The organism is Roseobacter sp. HKCCA0434, from assembly GCF_032464675.1.
Taxonomy (GTDB): Bacteria; Pseudomonadota; Alphaproteobacteria; order Rhodobacterales; family Rhodobacteraceae; genus Pontivivens.
Window position 1 is genome coordinate 36,057 of the sequence record NZ_JAWDKL010000009.1, and the last position, 15,206, is coordinate 51,262.

Below are 15,206 nucleotides of genomic sequence, written 5' to 3' on the forward strand. Positions count from 1 at the left end.
CTTGCGACAGCCCGTCTTCAACGTGCGCGCCATCTCGCCCCGCTCCTCGACGCGCCGATACCGACGGGGAACGCGCATCCTGAGATGCCAGCATTTGTCATTCCGCAATACAAGTCCGGCCATGGAAATCTCCTTTCAGGCCGAGCTATGTCAGGTTCCTGAAAGGGCCAAATCGAGCTCCACATTCTGCTACAAAGATGCGAAAGAGTGGCGCCCGCATGAAATCTTCAAGATGCTGATTTGGCGAGATTATCCAGCAGAGCGAGGCTACAGTCAAACCCCTGTCTCTCCGCCATTATTCCCCGATCGCCAGCCCGCCGATGTCAGCCGTCCAGATGCACCGTCACGCGGCGGTTCTGGCGACCCTTCTTCTCGATCTTGCCGAGACGTACCCGCCCGATCTCGCCCGTGCGTGCCACATGCGTGCCGCCGCAGGGCTGCAGGTCCACGTCCCCGATGCGCACCAGACGGATGCGCCCCGACCCGCGCGGCGGCTGCACCGACATCGTCTTGACGAGGCCGGGATTGGCGTCGAGTTCCGCCTCCTCGATCCACTCCACGCTCACCGCGTGATCCGCGGCGATCAGCTCGTTCAACCGATCCTCCAACGCCTGCTTGTCCTCGGGGGCCTCGGGCATGTCGAAATCGAGCCGCCCCTTCTCGGCCCCGATGGCGCCGCCGCTCACCGGCAGCGGGATCACCACCGACAGCAGGTGCAGCGCCGTGTGCACCCGCATGTGGCCGAAGCGGCGGTCCCAGTCGAGGTGCTGCAGAACCTGCGTCCCCACAGGCGGCGGCACCGCACCCTCGGCAGGCACCAGCACGATCGCATCGCCCTCGCCCTTCACGCAGTCGGCGACCGCCATCTCACCGCCGTCCCAGACGATCCGGCCCGCATCGCCCGGCTGTCCGCCGCCGCGCGGGTAGAACAGGCTTGCGTCGAGCACCACGCCCTCCGCCGAGGATGCGACCACCAGCCCCCGCGCCTCGCGCAGATAGGCGTCCTCGCGAAACAGCGGCGCGCTCATGCGTCCTCGTAGACGGTCGGGATGTCGCGCTTCTCACCGGCCAGCCATCCGGGCACCGGCAGGCCCTTCTCGCGCAGGAATTCCGGGTTGTAGACTTTCGACTGGTAGCGGTTGCCGTAGTCGCACAGGATCGTCACGATCGTATGCCCCGGCCCCATCTCCCTGGCCATCCGCACCGCACCCGCGATGTTGATCGCGGTCGAGCCGCCCATGCACAGCCCCTCATGCTCCAGCAGGTCGTAGATCAGCGGCAGCGCCTCTTCATCGGAGATCTTGTAGGCGTAATCGGGCTTCAGCCCTTCGAGATTGGCGGTGATCCGCCCCTGCCCGATCCCCTCGGAAATCGAAGAGCCGTCGGCCTTCTGCTCCCCGTTCACGAACAGGTCGTAGAGCGCGGAGCCCTCGGGATCGGCAAGCCCGATCTTCACGCCCCGGTCCTGCAGCGCGATCGCCATGCCCGCCAGCGTCCCGCCCGAGCCGCAGGAACAAATGAAGCCGTCCACCTTGCCGCCGGTCTGCGCCCAGACCTCCGGCCCCGTCGTCTCGACATGGGCCTGGCGGTTGGCGGTGTTGTCGAACTGGTTGGCCCAGATCGCGCCGTTGGGCTCGGTCTCGGCCAGCTTCGCGGCCAGGCGCTGCGAGTATTTCACGTAGTTGTTGGGGTTCTTGTAAGGCACCGCGGGCACCTCGATCAGCTCCGCCCCGATCAGGCGCAGGACGTCCTTCTTCTCCTGGCTCTGCGTCTCCGGAATGACGATGACCGAGCGGAACCCCATCGAGGCCCCCACCAGCGTCAGCCCGATCCCGGTATTGCCCGCGGTGCCTTCCACGATGGTGCCGCCAGGCTTCAGCTCGCCGCGCGCCACCGCGTCGCGGATCATGTAGAGTGCCGCGCGATCCTTCACCGACTGGCCGGGGTTGAGGAACTCGGCCTTGCCGAGGATCTCGCAACCCGTCGCCTCGCTCACCTGGTTGAGCCGGATAAGCGGCGTGTTCCCGACCGAGTCGGCGAGGTTGGCTTGGATATCGGACATGTCGTGCTCCGCTGAGGCTGTCTGCCGCAAAACCTAGAGGCTGGCACGGGGACCATCAACCGCGCCGCTTTCATCTTCCCCCAAATACGCATCCACGTTCCACGAAAGGCGCAGGCCGCCGCGGTCCCGTCCCGGCGGCCGCAAGTCGCATGGATCATGCGCCTTGAAATGCCGCGATCAGAGGGACCTGTCTCAGCCCCACTCCTGCAGCAGCCGCGCACGGTGCAGCAGCAAGTGCTGGATCAGCGCCAGGAGCGGCCCGTTCTCCACCTCGCCCGATCCCAGCACCTCGCCCAGCGCATCGGTATCCACCAGGATCGACCGGATGTCCTCGTGCTCGTCGTCGAGCCCGTGGATGCCACCCGCATCGGACAGGTCGCATTCGGCGACGTAGCAGAACATCTTCTCGGTCACGGTGCCGGGGCTGGAATAGAAGGGCGGCAGCGGGTCGAGCCGTCCCAGCTCCACCCCCGCCTCCTCCCGCGCCTCGCGCCGGGCGGTCGCCTCGGGATCTTCGGCACTGTCGATCCGGCCCGCCACCGGCTCCAGCAACCACGGCACCCCGGCCCCGCGGGCCAGGGGCGCGGGCCGGAACTGCTCGATCAGAAGGACCTGCCCCGTGCGCGGGTCGAAGGGCAGCACCGCCACCGCATCGCCCGTGGCGAAGATCGCACGTCGCATCGGTCCCTGCCGCCCCCCGGCGAAGGTCGCATGGCTGACCTCCAGATCCTCGACCGCGAAATAGTCCACGTAAGGCCGCGTCCGCCCGTGCAACTCCACGTCGTCCCGCCCCAGCCCCGATCGCAAGCGCACCGTGTCCTCCTCCCCCGTCGCCCGCGCGCGGGCATAGGCGCGAAACCGGATGCCGGGCCAGACATCGTCGACCTTCTCGTCGGGCACCTGTCCGTAGAGCGACATCAGCTCCCCCGCCGTCTGGTGGAAGGCCGGCTGTTTCTCACGGCTCCACGCCTCGAAATCCCACGGTGGGCCGGGCCGGAGGTGATCGGCATGGACGAAGAAGACCTCCGCGGGCTCCTCCCCCGCCTCCGTCTCTACCACGTGCTCCACCAGCCCGTAGTCGAAATCATCCTCGAAATAGCTCAGCCGCGCGATCGCCTCGGGCGCGAGCCCGCGCACCAGCACCCCTTCGGCCACCTGCCCCGGTGCCGCGAGGATGGTGGGGTAGTCCTCCCCCACCACGCTCATCACCGCGTGATCGCGCAGCCGCGCGGGCACCGCCTCGATCGCGTCCGCCTGCGGTCCCATCACCACGTCGAGCGTCGCCCGGTCGCGCAGCGTACCGTAGAAGAAGAGCTGTCGGGCCATCGCCGCCTCCGCCGTCCATCAGAATCCCGCGCCCCGCCTGACCGCTTTCGCCGCCGAAATCAATGCGTCGAGTGATCCGAACCGCCCCCTCACGCGTAGTTCCCACACTGTCGAGAGCCGGAGCGGGGAGAGAATGAGCGATCGAGACCAGATCAACGCAGGCACGGGCGCCCCGAACCTGCCCTCGGATGCCCTGCTTGCAGCCTATGCGTCCGGCACGGCCAGCGCGGGGATGAGCCTGCTCGTCCAGACCCATCTCGCCATGAGCGCGGCCAGCCACGACCGGCTGTCGCGGCTCGATGCGCTCGGCGGTGCGCTGCTGCGCAGCGGCCACGACGTCGCGATGGCCGAAGGCGCGCTGGCCGCGACGCTGGACCGGCTCGAGATGGACGACGCACCGTCGGAAACGGCGGCAGACGGCCCGCTTCCCGGTCCGCTCGCCGCCGCGCTCCCCAGCGGGTTCGACGAGTTGAAATGGCGCTTCCGCCTGCCCGGCCTGCACGAATGCGTGCTCGACGGCTTCGACCCGGACGAGGAGGTGTCGCTGCTGCGCGCCAGGCCCGGCGCCGGCATGCTCCAGCACACCCACAATGGCGAGGAGGCGACGCTGATCCTCGCGGGCGAGATGACCGATGGCGACACGGTCCTGCGCCCCGGCGACGTGGCCGAGGCGGATGGCGATCACGACCACCGCCCGCGGATCACCGGGGACGAGACGTGCTATTGTCTGATCGTCACCCGCGGCGCGATGCGCTTCACCGGGCCGCTGGGCCGCGCGCTCAACATCTTCACATGAGGTTTTCGCGCATGAACCGCCGCACCCTCCTGCTCGGCGCCACGGCGGCGGGGCTCCTCGCGCCCGCCATCGCCCGCGCGCAAACCGCCGCACGCTCCTACCGACTGGAACGCGGCGGCAGCGACATCGGCCACCACGACCTGACCGTGACCCGCGCGGGCGAGGAACTCGTCGTCGCGATCGACATCGACATCACCGTGCGCCTGCTCGGGATCGTGGCCTATCGCTACACGATGGTGAACGAGGAGCGCTGGCAGGGCGGCACGCTCGCCTCGATCCGCTCGCGCACCGACAACAATGGCGAGGATGCCTTCGTGACCGCGCACCGCGCAGGCGGCGTGATCGAGATCGAGGGGTCGACCTATTCCGGGACCGCCCCGCTCGACAGCGGCACCACGACCTACTGGACCCCCGCGATGCTGGAGCGGCCCACGTGGATCGCGACGCAGGGCGGCAAGCCGCTCGCCATCACGCCGACGCGCGCCGGGCGCAGCGACTACCCGACGCAAGGCGGCAGCGTGCCCGCGACCGCCTGGACACTGGGGCCGGAGCTGGCCGCGACCCTGTTCTACACCGATGCGGGCGAATGGGCCGGGTCCACCTTCGACGCGCGCGGGGCGCAGGTCCGCTACCTCGCCGCCAGCCTCACCCCACCGCTCGCGCCGCTCTGGAGGTCCTGATGGACGTGTTCAAGAAGATCATGACGGCTGAGGACGGCGTCGCCTGGGTCACCGGCGCGTCTGGCGGCATCGGCCGCGCCACCGTGCTGCGCCTCGCCCGCGACGGCTGGACGGTCCACGCCACCGCCCGCGGCGAGGACGACCTCAAGGAGCTCGCCGCCGAGGCGCCCGAGGGCCGCGTCATTCCCGCGCCCGGCGACGTCACCGATCTCGACCGGATGCGCGAGATCGTGGCGGAAATCGAGACCGACCGCCCCCTCGCGCTCGCTCTCCTCAATGCCGGGGTCTACACCCCGATGCGCGCCAACGATTTCGACGCGGACACGGCGGCGAAGATGTGGCGCGTGAACCTCGAAGGCGTGTCGAACTGCACCGATCCCGTGCTGAAGGCGATGATCGCGCGCGGTACCGGGCATCTGGCCATCACCGCCTCCGTCGCGGGCTATCGCGGCCTGCCCGACGCCGCCGTCTATTCCGGCACCAAGGCCGCGCTGATCGCCTATTGCGAGGCGCTGGCGATGGACCTGCCCGATCTCGGCGTGCGCATCAGCGTGGTCAATCCCGGCTTCGTCGAGACCGAGGCCACCTCGGTCAACGAGTTCGACATGCCCTTCCTCATGCAGCCCGAGGACGCGGCGGAGCGGATCGTGAAGGGCCTCGGCAAACCTGGGTTCGAGATCGCCTTCCCCACCCGGTTCGAGCTGATCCTCAAGACGTTCGGCCTGCTGCCCAACCGCGCCTATATCGCCGCGGTGCGCAAGGCGACCGGCTGGAACGGCAAGGACCGACGGGACGGGTAGCCGCGCATCGCCGGGCCGCGGTGCGGCAAATGCGCGGACTCAAGCCGAAGGCCGCCGCGCATCGGTCGTGCCGTAGGCACGCTTCCAGCGTGACCCGCCCCCCGGCACGGCGATTTGGTTGATGGAGTGCACTGCGGCTAAATCACACGCACTTGGCTGGCATAAAGTGCCATGTTCCGATGTCGGATCGCCGCACCGCGGCCCGCCGATGCGCGCCTATTCCATCCCCGCCCGCACCGCCTCCACCCGCGCGCGCCCCAGCGGGAACCGCCACATCAGCGCCACCGCCGCCAGCTTCAGCCCCACCGGCGCCAGCGCGTAGAGCGCCGCGAGCCAGACCAGCGCCTCCACCCCGTTGCCGTCCTGCCCCGAAAACCCGGCCCGCCCCAGCAACAGCAGCGCCACACCGCTCGCCACGCCCACGGACGCCTTCGTCGCCACCGACCACAGCGCGAAGAACGCCCCCGTGCGCGCCTGCCCCCGTTTCGCCGTGTCGAGATCCACCACATCCGCCTGCATCGCGGGCGGCAGCGACAGGTCCGCGCCCAGCGCCAGTCCGCTCAACCCCGAGATCACCGCGAACGCCGCCACGTCCCCCTCCCCCAGCCCGAAGGCCAGCGCGAAGATGCACGCGGCATAGATCATCGCCACGCACCACACCCGGTGCTTGTCGAACCGCCCCCCGGCCCAGATCCACAGCGGCGCCCCCAGCACCGCCGCCCCGAAATAGAGGATCAGGAGCGGCCCGGCCCAGTCGGGCGCCCCCAGCCGGAACTCGACGAAGAACACGAACAGCGTCGCGGGCAGCGCGTTCGCCGCCCCGTTCAGCAGATAGGCCACCAGCAACCGGGCGAAGACCGGCTCGCCCCGGAACACCGCCAGCAGCGTCTCGCCCCCCGACACGGCGCGCGCCACCCCCGGCTCGGGCGCGCGCAGGGCGTACAGCGTCAGCAGCGGCAGGCCGACCATGACGAGCAGCGCCACCCGCGCGAGCCCCGTCCCCGGATCGGCCGTGCCGTAGAGCAGCATGGCACAGACCGTGCCGATCAGCCCCACCGTCTCCCGCCAGACCGTCACCCGCGCCCGCTCGCCATAATCGGGCGTCAACTCGGCCCCCCAGGCGAACCAGGGCGTCAGGAACGCCGTCCACATCACCGTTAACAGCACGAGAAAGCCCGCGAACCAGCCCGCGCCGGCGCCCTCGGGCGGCATCATCAGCCCCCAGGCGGCCAGCATGAGGCCGGGCACGGCCAGCGCCATCCACGGCTTGCGCCGCAACCCCGCGATCGGCACCCGGTCCGACAGCCAGCCCATCGCCGGATCGGTCAGCGCGTCGAGCAGCCGCACGGCCAGGAAGATCGCCCCCACCGTCCCCACCGACAGCTCCATCGCCCCGGTCCAGAACGGCGCCAGAAAGACGTAGACCGGCAGGTAGAGCGCCGCCATCGGCAAGGCGGGGGCGGCATAGGCGAGAAGCTGAGCGCGGGGAAGGGATGTCATACCACCCCCCTCACCCCGCCCCGCTGCCCCACGGGGGAGAGGGAGAGCACCGTCCGATCACCCTCGCGCCAAAGCCCTCTCCCCTCGGGGAGAGGGTTGGGTGAGGGGGCGACCACCATCCGCCTACCGCCGCACCGTCACCTGCACCACGTCCGTCGTCTCGTAGCGGAACGTGGCGGCACAGCTCGTCAGGTAGAAATTCCACATCCGGCGGAAGCGGTCGTCGAAGCCGAGCGCCGCGATCTCGTCCCATTTCGCGTTGAACGTCTCGTGCCAGCGGCGCAGCGTCTCGGAATAGCTCTGCCCGAAGGCCACGCTGCCGACCTCCTCCAGCCCCGCCTTGGCGAACTGCTCGCGCAGCGCGGTGGCCGAGGGCAGCATCCCGCCCGGAAACACGTATTTCTGGATGAAATCGACGCCCTTGCGGTATTCCGGGAAAAGCCGGTCGGCGATGGTGATGATCTGGAACGTGCCGCGCCCGCCGGGCTTCAGCCGGTCGCGAACCGTGTCGAAATAGGTGGGCCAGTATTGCTCGCCCACCGCCTCGAACATCTCGATGGAGGCGATGCCGTCATAGGTGCCCGTCTCGTCGCGATAGTCGCGCATCACGATCTCGACCTGGTCCGCCAGACCCGCGCGCGCGATCCGCTCGACGGCATAGTCGTGCTGCTCCTGGCTGATGGTCAGGCCGGTGACGCGCGCGCCGCGTTCCTTCGCGGCGTACTCGGCGAAGCCCCCCCAGCCGCAGCCGATCTCCAGGATGTGGTCGCCCGGCTGCACTCCGATCTGGTCGCACATCGAGGCGTATTTCGCGATCTGCGCGGCTTCCAGTCCCATCTGCGGATCGGTGAACAATGCACTTGAATAACTCATCGTGTCGTCGAGCCACAGCCCGTAGAACGCATTGCCCAGATCGTAGTGATAGCTGATGTTGCGCCGCGCCTGCTCCTTGGAGTTGCGGCGCAGCCAATGGTTCATCCGCTCCCACGCGCGCACCAGCGCGAGGCCCGGCGCGTTGCGCCCGATCTCGTCGTTGTTGAGCAGCAGCACATCGAGCAGCGCCTGCAGGTCCGGCGTGTCCCACTGCCCGTCCATGAACGCCTCGGCGAAACCCAGCTCCCCGTCCCGCACCACGCGCGAGAACATGGCCGGGTCCACCACATCGATGCGCCCGTAAGGGCCCGGCTCCGCCCCCTCGGCCCGGAACACGCGGCCATCGGCGAGCGCGAGGTCGATGGTCCCCGCCCGGATGCGCGACAGGATGTCGAAGGCGCGCGCGAACCAGCGCGGCAGGTCGCGCGCGCCGCGCGTGGTGGTAAGATGCGTCATGTCGGGTCCGTCGAAGGTCATTCGGGTCAGCCTATTCAAGCGAAGGGGGCAGCGCGACCGGCTATCGCGTCGCAGGGTCGGAGGTGCCGAGGAACCGCACCCCCTTCAGCGCGAGGCGCAGAGCCTCCCAGTGGATCGCGGCGATCACCTTGAAGGTCATCAGCGGATGCGTGGCGACCGCACGCGCCAGCGCCGCATCGGTGGCGGGGCGGCCCGTCGCGGTATGGGTGGCGATCAGCACCTCTTCGCCGCCATCGCCATGCTGGCGGATGCGCAGCCGGAAGGCCTCGCCGGGCGGCGCGACGTCGAAGCGGTAGGTCTGCTCCATCGGGATGAAGGGCGACACCCAGAACGTCTTGTCCTGCCGCTGCCGGATCATCTCGCCATGCTCGGCGGGCAGGACATAGACCTGCTGCCCGCCATAGGTGTTCTTCACCTCGTAGAGCGTGGCATAGACCCGCTCGTCCGCGTCGCGGCAGAAATAGACCGACAGCGGGTTGAAGACATAGCCCCACAGCCGGGGGAAACAGTGCAGCTCGATCCGTGCGGGCGCGGGCAGGCCGATCCCGGCCAGCTGCTCCTCGACCCAGGGTCTCAGCGCCGAGCCGTCGCGCGGCCCGTGGTCCTTCGTCTCGAAGCGCAGCACCCGGCCCCAGATGCGACTGCCCGCCATCGCGGCCTCCATTCGGTCGAGGTCGAACAGGCAGGAGAAGACGCGATAGCGAAAGCGATGCCGCTTCGGGCTCAGCCGCATGTGCATGACGTGACCGGTATAGAGGGTGATGGCCGGTCGGCTCATTCCGCCGCCTGCGCGAAAGTGCCCGCGATGGGCGACACCTCCTCGCCCCGCCAGCTTGGAAGCGCGCCCATCGCGGCGGCCACACGCAATCCACTGCGCAGGCCGTCCTCATGGAATCCGTACCCCAACCAGGCGCCGGCATACCAGACCCCGCCGCGCCCCTGAACCGTATCGATCCGCGACTGCGCGTCAAACGATTCTTGGGTAAACAGCGGGTGTGCATAGGCAAAACGCCCGTGGACGAGCGCCGGGTCCGGCTCGACACCCGGATTGAGGCTGACGAAGAGCGGCTGCGCCCGGTCGATGCCCTGCAACCGGTTCATCCAGTAGGTGATCGGCGCGGGCCGCCCGCCATCCGCGCCGTCGCTCAGGAAGTTCCAGCTTGACCACACGCGCTTGCGCTTCGGCATCAGGCGCGGATCGGAATGCAGCACCGCCTCGTTGGCGCTGGTCTCGAAGGCCCCGAGGATCGCGTCCTCCTGCCCGTCCGCGTCCGACAGCAGCGCGCGCCCCTGCGGGCCGTGCGTGGCCAGCACCACGTTGTCGACCGCCATCTCCGACCCGTCCTGCATCCGCAGCACCGGCCGCCCGCCCGTCCGCGTCACGGCCGTCACGCGCGCGCCGGTGCGCGCCTCGCCGCCATTCGCCTCGAACGCCGCCAGCAGCCGCCGCACATATTCCCGGCTGCCCCCGTCCACCGTGCGCCAGCGCTTGCCCGGCCCGTTCCCGTTCATCAGCTCGTGATTGCGGAAGAAGGCCACGAAGTTCTCCGCCGGGAAGTCGAGCATGTCGCCCACCGGCGTCGACCAGATCGCCCCGCCCATCGGCAGCAGGAAGCTGTCGCGCAGCCAGTCGCCATAGCCCTCGCGTTTCAGATACCGCCCCAGCGTCACCCCCGCCAGCCGCCCGGCCTCCAGGTCCTTCGGCGCGTCGCGGTGAAAGCGCAGGATCTCCCGCACCCCGCCGACGAAGCGCGGGCGCAGCAGGTTCACCGGCTGCGCGAAGATGCGCCACACGTCATCGCAGGCATATTCGGTCCGGCCCCCGTCGATCGACATGCCGAAGCTCATGTCGCTCGCCTTCGTGGGCACGCCCAGATGGTCGAACAGCCCGGTCAGGTGCGGATAGTTGTCGTGGTTGTAGACGATGAACCCGGTATCGACCGGCGTGCCCGCCACCTCGACCGTGTTGGCATGACCACCGAAGCGGTCATCCGCCTCCAGCAGCACCACCTCGTGCTCCTCGGACAGCGCCAAAGCGGCACCCATGCCCGAAATGCCCGAGCCGACGATCGCAATCTTCATATGTTCAATCCTTGAATTCGCCATAGGCGTCGAGCGCCCTCTCGCGCCCCTCCTTCAGATCCACCAGCGGGTCCGGGTAGGGGTCGTCCGCGCTCATCCCCCAGGATCGGGGGATCGCCTGAAAGAACGAGGCCGCGTCCTTGTAGGTTTCGGGTCGCAGCCAATTGTCGCGGTAGCTGCCGTCGGGGTCAAACTTCTCGGCCTGCGTCGCGGGGTTGAAGACGCGGAAGAACGGCGTCGCGTCAGGTCCCGATCCCGCCGACCACTGCCAGCCCATCGCGTTGGACGCCGGATCGTGATCCACGAGGCACTCCGCGAACCAGTCGAGCCCCACCTTCCAATGCGTCATCAGATGTTTGGTCAGGTAGGAGGCGACGATCATCCGCACCCGGTTGTGCATCCAGCCGGTGACGTAGAGCTGCCGCATCCCCGCATCGACGATCGGCTCGCCCGTCATGCCGCGCCGCCAGCGCTCGGCATCCTCGTTGTCGTCGCGCCAGGGAAAGTCGTCCCATTTCTCGCGCCAGTTGCGCTCCTCGATCTGCGGCGTGTGGTAGATCAGATGCCAGGCAAAATCGCGCCAGATCAGCTCCTGCCGGAAGGTCTGCGCCCCCTGCCCGGTATGCGGCTTCGACGCGTGCCAGGCCTGCCGGATGCCAAGCTCGCCCCAGGCGAAATACTCGCTCAGCTTCGAGGTGCCGTCATGATCGGGCCGGTCGCGCTCGTCGTCATAGTCGACGATGCCGTTCCGCATGAAGGCACCCATCCGCCCCACCGCGGCGCGCGGCCCCGCGCTGACATGCCCGGCCACCACCTCCGCCCCGCGGTTCATGTCCGCGCTCAGGTTCCAATCGGACAGGCTGTCGCTCTCGGGCCATTTGCCCGGCGCGGCCAGGTCGGGAATGTCCAGCGGCTCGGGAATGTCGCGATCCTCTACCGCCTTCCGGTAGGGCGTGTAGACCTTGTAATAGCTGCCAGACCCGGTCTCGACCGTCCACGGCTCGAACAGCACGTGGCCCGGATGGCTCTCGACCGCGATGTCCTGATCCTTCAGCGCCGACTTGATCTCCGCGTCCCGCTCCTGGCTCTCCCCATCGTAGAGCCGCGTCCAATGCACCGAGGTCGCCCCCGTCTCCTCGATCAGCGCCTCCAGCACCTCGCGCGGCGGTCCGGCCCGCAGGATCAGGCGGCTGCCGCGATCCTCCAGCTCGCCCGCCAGCGCGTCGAGCGACAGGCCCAGCCGCCAGCGCGCCGCCGACCCCAGATCGTCCACCCAGGCCGAGCGGATGAAGACCGGAACCACCGCCCCCGCCTCCGCCGCGGCGCACAGCGCCGGATGATCGGACAGCCGCAGGTCGCGGCGCAGCCACAGAATGGAAACGTCTTTGCTCAAACCGGAATTTCCCCCTCGTCAGGGTCCTTACGGTAAGGCGACGCGATCGGATCACAACGCGCGCAGGCGATTTTCAACCTGAACGAGACTGCGCACCCTCCCTGAACGTCGAAGGGGCGCCCCTGAAGGCGCCCCTCGGCTTCATCGGCACGTCATCGTGCCTATTTCATCGCGGCCCGTTCGGTCCGCAGGCCCTTCCAGATCGCCCAGCACATGATCAGCAGGACGATCGTGAAGGGCAGCCCGGTCGAGATCACCATCGATTGCAGCGAGCCGAGCCCCCCCGCGGACAGCAGCAGCACGATGGCAACCGCGCCCTCGAAGATGCACCAGAACACCCGCTGCGGAACCGGCGCGTCGACCTTGCCGCCCGCGGTGATCGTGTCGATCACCAGCGAGCCGCTGTCCGACGAGGTCACGAAGAACACGATCACCAGCACGATCCCGATCAGCGAGGTGATCGTGGCCAGTGGCAGTTCTTCCAGCATCTTGAACAGCTGCAGCTCCAGCGCCGCGTCCTGCGCGCCCGTGTACCCGTCGACCAGCACCTGCTGGATGGCGGTCCCGCCGAAGACGCTCATCCACAGCACGCAGACCAGGCTGGGGATCAGCAGCACGCAGATGACGAACTCGCGCACGGTCCGACCGCGGCTGACGCGCGCGATGAACATGCCCACGAAGGGCGACCAGGAGATCCACCAGGCCCAGTAGAACGAGGTCCAGCCCTGGCTGAAGTTCACGTCCTCGCGGCCGAACGGGTTGGACAGCGACGGCAGATAGGCGAAATAGGCCATCAGGCTGTCGGCGAAGCCGGTCAGGATCGCCAGCGTCGGGCCGACCAGCAGGACGAACAGCAACAGCAGGCCGGCGAGGCCCATATTGATCTCCGACAGGATCTTCACCCCGCCGTCCAGCCCGCGCATGACCGAGATCAGGGCGATGCCGGTGATGACCGTGATCAGCAGAACCAGCAGCGCACCGGAATTCTCGGCTCCGCTCTCCTCGGTATTGCCGAAGGACATGCCGAGGAAGGCACGCGTCCCCTCCGCCGCATCACCCGACCCGAACAGATATGTCAGGCCGTTCGCGGCCTGCGTTGCGCCGAAACCCAGCGAGGTGGCCAGCCCGAACAGCGTCGCGAACACGGCGAGGATGTCGATGACATGCCCCGTCCAGCCCCAGACACGCTCCCCGAAGATCGGGTAGAAGGCCGACCGGATCGTCAGCGGCAGCCCCTTGTTGTAGCTGAACAGCGCCAGCGCCAGTGCGACGACCGCGTAGATCGCCCAGGGGTGCAGACCCCAGTGGAAGATCGTGGCCGCCATGCCCAGACGCACCGCCTCGACCTCGTCGCCGGTCGCCGCCCCCAGCGGGGACCAGTCGGACCGCGCAGTCGCCGCGGCGAAATCGCCGCGCGCATCGCCCAGGTTCAACCCGTCCAGCGCCGCCTCGACCGCGTCGGGCGACGGGGCGGTCACGCCCAACGGCTCGCCGAACTCGGTCGGATCGCCGTCGCCGCCATAGGTCACGCCATAGCTGACGCCCCCGTTCGCGGTCGAGAAATGCGTCAGCGGCTCGGACACGCCGTAGAACATCAGGCCGATGCCCATGCCCGCCGCGAACAGCATCGCGAACCAGCCGGGATAGCCGTAATCGGGTGTCGCGTCCGCGCCGCCCAGCCGCACCTTGCCCACCGGCAGCACGATCAGCGCCAGGCAGAACACCACGAAGATGTTCGCCGCGCCGAGGAAGAACCAGTCGAAGCCCTTCGTCACCGCCCCGAACAGCCAGGAAAACAGAGAACCCGACGCCTCGGGCAGGGCGAGCGTGAAGAAGGTGAAGGCGACGATCACGATCCCCGAGATCAGGAAGACCGGGTTGTGGATGTCGAGTCCGAACGGCCCCACATTCGTCGTGATGTTGTCCTGCCCGATCTCGTATTCCGTATCGATCGGATGGTGGTCCCCGTCGGGCGAGGGAATTCCTTGCGACGTGTCCGTCATGCAAAGGCTCCTTTCTTGTTGTGGTTCGTGCCGCTGCCGCTCCCGAGGGGCCGCCACGGCTGGCTCCGGTTGCAAAAGCCTACGGACAAACTGTCACACCCGAAGCCCGAATACGAACGTATAGGGGCCGAAACGGACATTTTTCCGCCCCGGCCCCGCGATTTTCCGCCTGTTGGGAAGTCAGAGCGTGACGACCACACGCCCCTGCACCTGACCCTTCAGGATGTCGGCCCCGAGCTTCGGCAGGTCGGCCAGCGTCGCCTCCTGCACCATCGCGTCGAGCTTTTCCATCGGCAGGTCCGCCGCGATCCGCTGCCAGGCGCGCAGGCGGTTGTCGTAAGGCTGCATCACGCTGTCGATGCCCAGCAGGTTCACCCCGCGCAAGAGGAACGGGATCACCTTCGCGGGCAGGTCCGCCCCACCCGCAAGCCCCACCGCCGCGACCGAGCCGCCATAGGCGATCTGCCCCAGCACGCGCGCCAGCATCGGCCCGCCCACCGCATCGACGCAAGCAGCCCAGGCCTCCGCCTCCAGCGGGCGCTTGGTGGTCTCGTTGATCTCCTCGCGCGCGACGATCTGCGTGGCGCCGAGGCCCTTGAGGTAGTCCGCCGTCTCGGGCCGCCCGGTCACGCCCGCGACCTCGTGGCCCAGTGCGGCGAGGATCGCGGTCGCGACCGAGCCGACGCCGCCCGCCGCCCCCGTCACCAGCACCGGCTTGCCGCCCGGCACCAGCCCGTGATCCTCCAGCGCCATCACGGCCAGCATCGCGGTGAAGCCCGCGGTGCCGACCGCCATCGCCTGCCGCGTGGTCAAGCCATCGGGCAGCGGCACCAGATGGTCGGCCTTGACCCGCGCCTTCTGCGCATAGCCGCCCCAGCGGTTCTCGCCCACGCGCCAGCCTGTCAACACCACCTTGTCGCCCGGCTTGTAGCGATCGTCCTCCGAGCTTTCGACCGTGCCCGCGAGGTCGATCCCCGGCACGTGCGGATAGTCGCGCACCAGCCCGCCACCCGGCCCGATGCACAGACCGTCCTTGTAGTTCACCGTCGAATGCTCGACCGCGACCACGACCTCGCCTTCGGGCAGCTGGTCCAGCTCGACCTGCTCGACCTCGGCGTGGGTCTTGCCCTCGTCATCCTTGCGGACCACCAATGCGTCGAATGCCATGACGTCTCTCCCCGTCTGTTCTTCCGTCTTTCGGATTGGTTCAAATA

General features: G+C 68.6%; 13 protein-coding genes. 3 read left to right on the plus strand and 10 right to left on the minus strand.

Going from position 1 to position 15,206, the window contains the following annotated elements; all coding sequences use genetic code 11:
• Window positions 1-323 precede the first annotated feature (323 nt).
• From RX333_RS07485 to RX333_RS07495, 3 genes are all read right to left on the minus strand, one after another.
• Window positions 324-1,028, minus strand: a complete 705-nt coding sequence (locus tag RX333_RS07485; RefSeq protein WP_316014305.1) for an alanyl-tRNA editing protein — start codon at window positions 1,026-1,028, stop codon at window positions 324-326.
• On the minus strand, window positions 1,025-2,062 hold the full coding sequence (locus tag RX333_RS07490) for a cysteine synthase A (protein WP_316014306.1): 1,038 nt from the start codon (window positions 2,060-2,062) through the stop codon (window positions 1,025-1,027). Before RX333_RS07490 ends, RX333_RS07485 begins: the two co-directional genes overlap by 4 nt.
• 192 nt (window positions 2,063-2,254) lie before the next feature.
• Complete coding sequence (locus RX333_RS07495) at window positions 2,255-3,388, minus strand: NUDIX domain-containing protein (protein ID WP_316014307.1); 1,134 nt, start codon at window positions 3,386-3,388, stop codon at window positions 2,255-2,257.
• 133 nt (window positions 3,389-3,521) lie between these two features.
• Between RX333_RS07495 and RX333_RS07500 the strand changes: the two genes are divergently transcribed.
• From RX333_RS07500 to RX333_RS07510, 3 genes are read left to right on the plus strand one after another with little or no spacing between them, the layout of a single operon-like run.
• The gene (locus RX333_RS07500; protein WP_316014308.1) at window positions 3,522-4,184 is read left to right on the plus strand and encodes a ChrR family anti-sigma-E factor; all 663 of its coding nucleotides are present in this window, start codon (window positions 3,522-3,524) and stop codon (window positions 4,182-4,184) included.
• 11 nt (window positions 4,185-4,195) lie between these two features.
• Window positions 4,196-4,864 (plus strand): DUF6134 family protein, encoded by a 669-nt coding sequence (locus RX333_RS07505; protein ID WP_316014309.1) that lies wholly within the window; start codon window positions 4,196-4,198, stop codon window positions 4,862-4,864.
• Entirely contained in the window at window positions 4,864-5,664 is an 801-nt protein-coding gene (locus tag RX333_RS07510) for an SDR family NAD(P)-dependent oxidoreductase (RefSeq protein ID WP_316014310.1), read from the plus strand. Before RX333_RS07505 ends, RX333_RS07510 begins: the two co-directional genes overlap by 1 nt.
• A gap of 216 nt (window positions 5,665-5,880) precedes the next feature.
• On the opposite strand, the gene RX333_RS07515 is transcribed toward RX333_RS07510, so the two are convergent.
• From RX333_RS07515 to acuI, 7 genes are all read right to left on the minus strand, one after another.
• A complete protein-coding gene (locus tag RX333_RS07515) occupies window positions 5,881-7,164 on the minus strand; it encodes an MFS transporter (RefSeq protein ID WP_316014311.1) in 1,284 nt (427 codons plus the stop codon).
• Between the two features lie 123 nt (window positions 7,165-7,287).
• Entirely contained in the window at window positions 7,288-8,493 is a 1,206-nt protein-coding gene (locus RX333_RS07520) for a cyclopropane-fatty-acyl-phospholipid synthase family protein (RefSeq protein WP_316014370.1), read from the minus strand.
• Between the two features lie 61 nt (window positions 8,494-8,554).
• On the minus strand, window positions 8,555-9,292 hold the full coding sequence (locus RX333_RS07525; RefSeq protein WP_316014312.1) for a DUF1365 domain-containing protein: 738 nt from the start codon (window positions 9,290-9,292) through the stop codon (window positions 8,555-8,557).
• On the minus strand, window positions 9,289-10,596 hold the full coding sequence (locus tag RX333_RS07530) for an NAD(P)/FAD-dependent oxidoreductase (RefSeq protein WP_316014313.1): 1,308 nt from the start codon (window positions 10,594-10,596) through the stop codon (window positions 9,289-9,291). The genes RX333_RS07525 and RX333_RS07530 overlap by 4 nt, the downstream gene beginning before the upstream one ends.
• Window positions 10,597-10,600: 4 nt before the next feature.
• The gene (locus RX333_RS07535; RefSeq protein ID WP_316014314.1) at window positions 10,601-11,989 is read right to left on the minus strand and encodes a deoxyribodipyrimidine photo-lyase; all 1,389 of its coding nucleotides are present in this window, start codon (window positions 11,987-11,989) and stop codon (window positions 10,601-10,603) included.
• 161 nt (window positions 11,990-12,150) lie between these two features.
• Window positions 12,151-13,992: a BCCT family transporter gene (locus tag RX333_RS07540; protein ID WP_316014315.1), complete on the minus strand. Its 1,842-nt coding sequence runs from the start codon at window positions 13,990-13,992 to the stop codon at window positions 12,151-12,153.
• A 180-nt stretch (window positions 13,993-14,172) separates the two neighbouring features.
• Entirely contained in the window at window positions 14,173-15,159 is a 987-nt protein-coding gene (gene acuI / locus RX333_RS07545; RefSeq protein ID WP_316014316.1) for an acryloyl-CoA reductase, read from the minus strand.
• Window positions 15,160-15,206: the final 47 nt, after the last annotated feature.

Bases quoted from the DNA above. Each gene is read 5' to 3' on its own strand.
- RX333_RS07485 (WP_316014305.1), bottom strand. From the start codon at position 1,028: ATGAGCGCGCCGCTGTTTCGCGAGGACGCCTATCTGCGCGAGGCGCGG.
- RX333_RS07490 (WP_316014306.1), bottom strand. From the start codon at position 2,062: ATGTCCGATATCCAAGCCAACCTCGCCGACTCGGTCGGGAACACGCCG.
- RX333_RS07495 (WP_316014307.1), bottom strand. From the start codon at position 3,388: ATGGCCCGACAGCTCTTCTTCTACGGTACGCTGCGCGACCGGGCGACG.
- RX333_RS07500 (WP_316014308.1), top strand. From the start codon at position 3,522: ATGAGCGATCGAGACCAGATCAACGCAGGCACGGGCGCCCCGAACCTG.
- RX333_RS07505 (WP_316014309.1), top strand. From the start codon at position 4,196: ATGAACCGCCGCACCCTCCTGCTCGGCGCCACGGCGGCGGGGCTCCTC.
- RX333_RS07510 (WP_316014310.1), top strand. From the start codon at position 4,864: ATGGACGTGTTCAAGAAGATCATGACGGCTGAGGACGGCGTCGCCTGG.
- RX333_RS07515 (WP_316014311.1), bottom strand. From the start codon at position 7,164: ATGACATCCCTTCCCCGCGCTCAGCTTCTCGCCTATGCCGCCCCCGCC.
- RX333_RS07520 (WP_316014370.1), bottom strand. From the start codon at position 8,493: ATGACGCATCTTACCACCACGCGCGGCGCGCGCGACCTGCCGCGCTGG.
- RX333_RS07525 (WP_316014312.1), bottom strand. From the start codon at position 9,292: ATGAGCCGACCGGCCATCACCCTCTATACCGGTCACGTCATGCACATG.
- RX333_RS07530 (WP_316014313.1), bottom strand. From the start codon at position 10,596: ATGAAGATTGCGATCGTCGGCTCGGGCATTTCGGGCATGGGTGCCGCT.
- RX333_RS07540 (WP_316014315.1), bottom strand. From the start codon at position 13,992: ATGACGGACACGTCGCAAGGAATTCCCTCGCCCGACGGGGACCACCAT.
- acuI (WP_316014316.1), bottom strand. From the start codon at position 15,159: ATGGCATTCGACGCATTGGTGGTCCGCAAGGATGACGAGGGCAAGACC.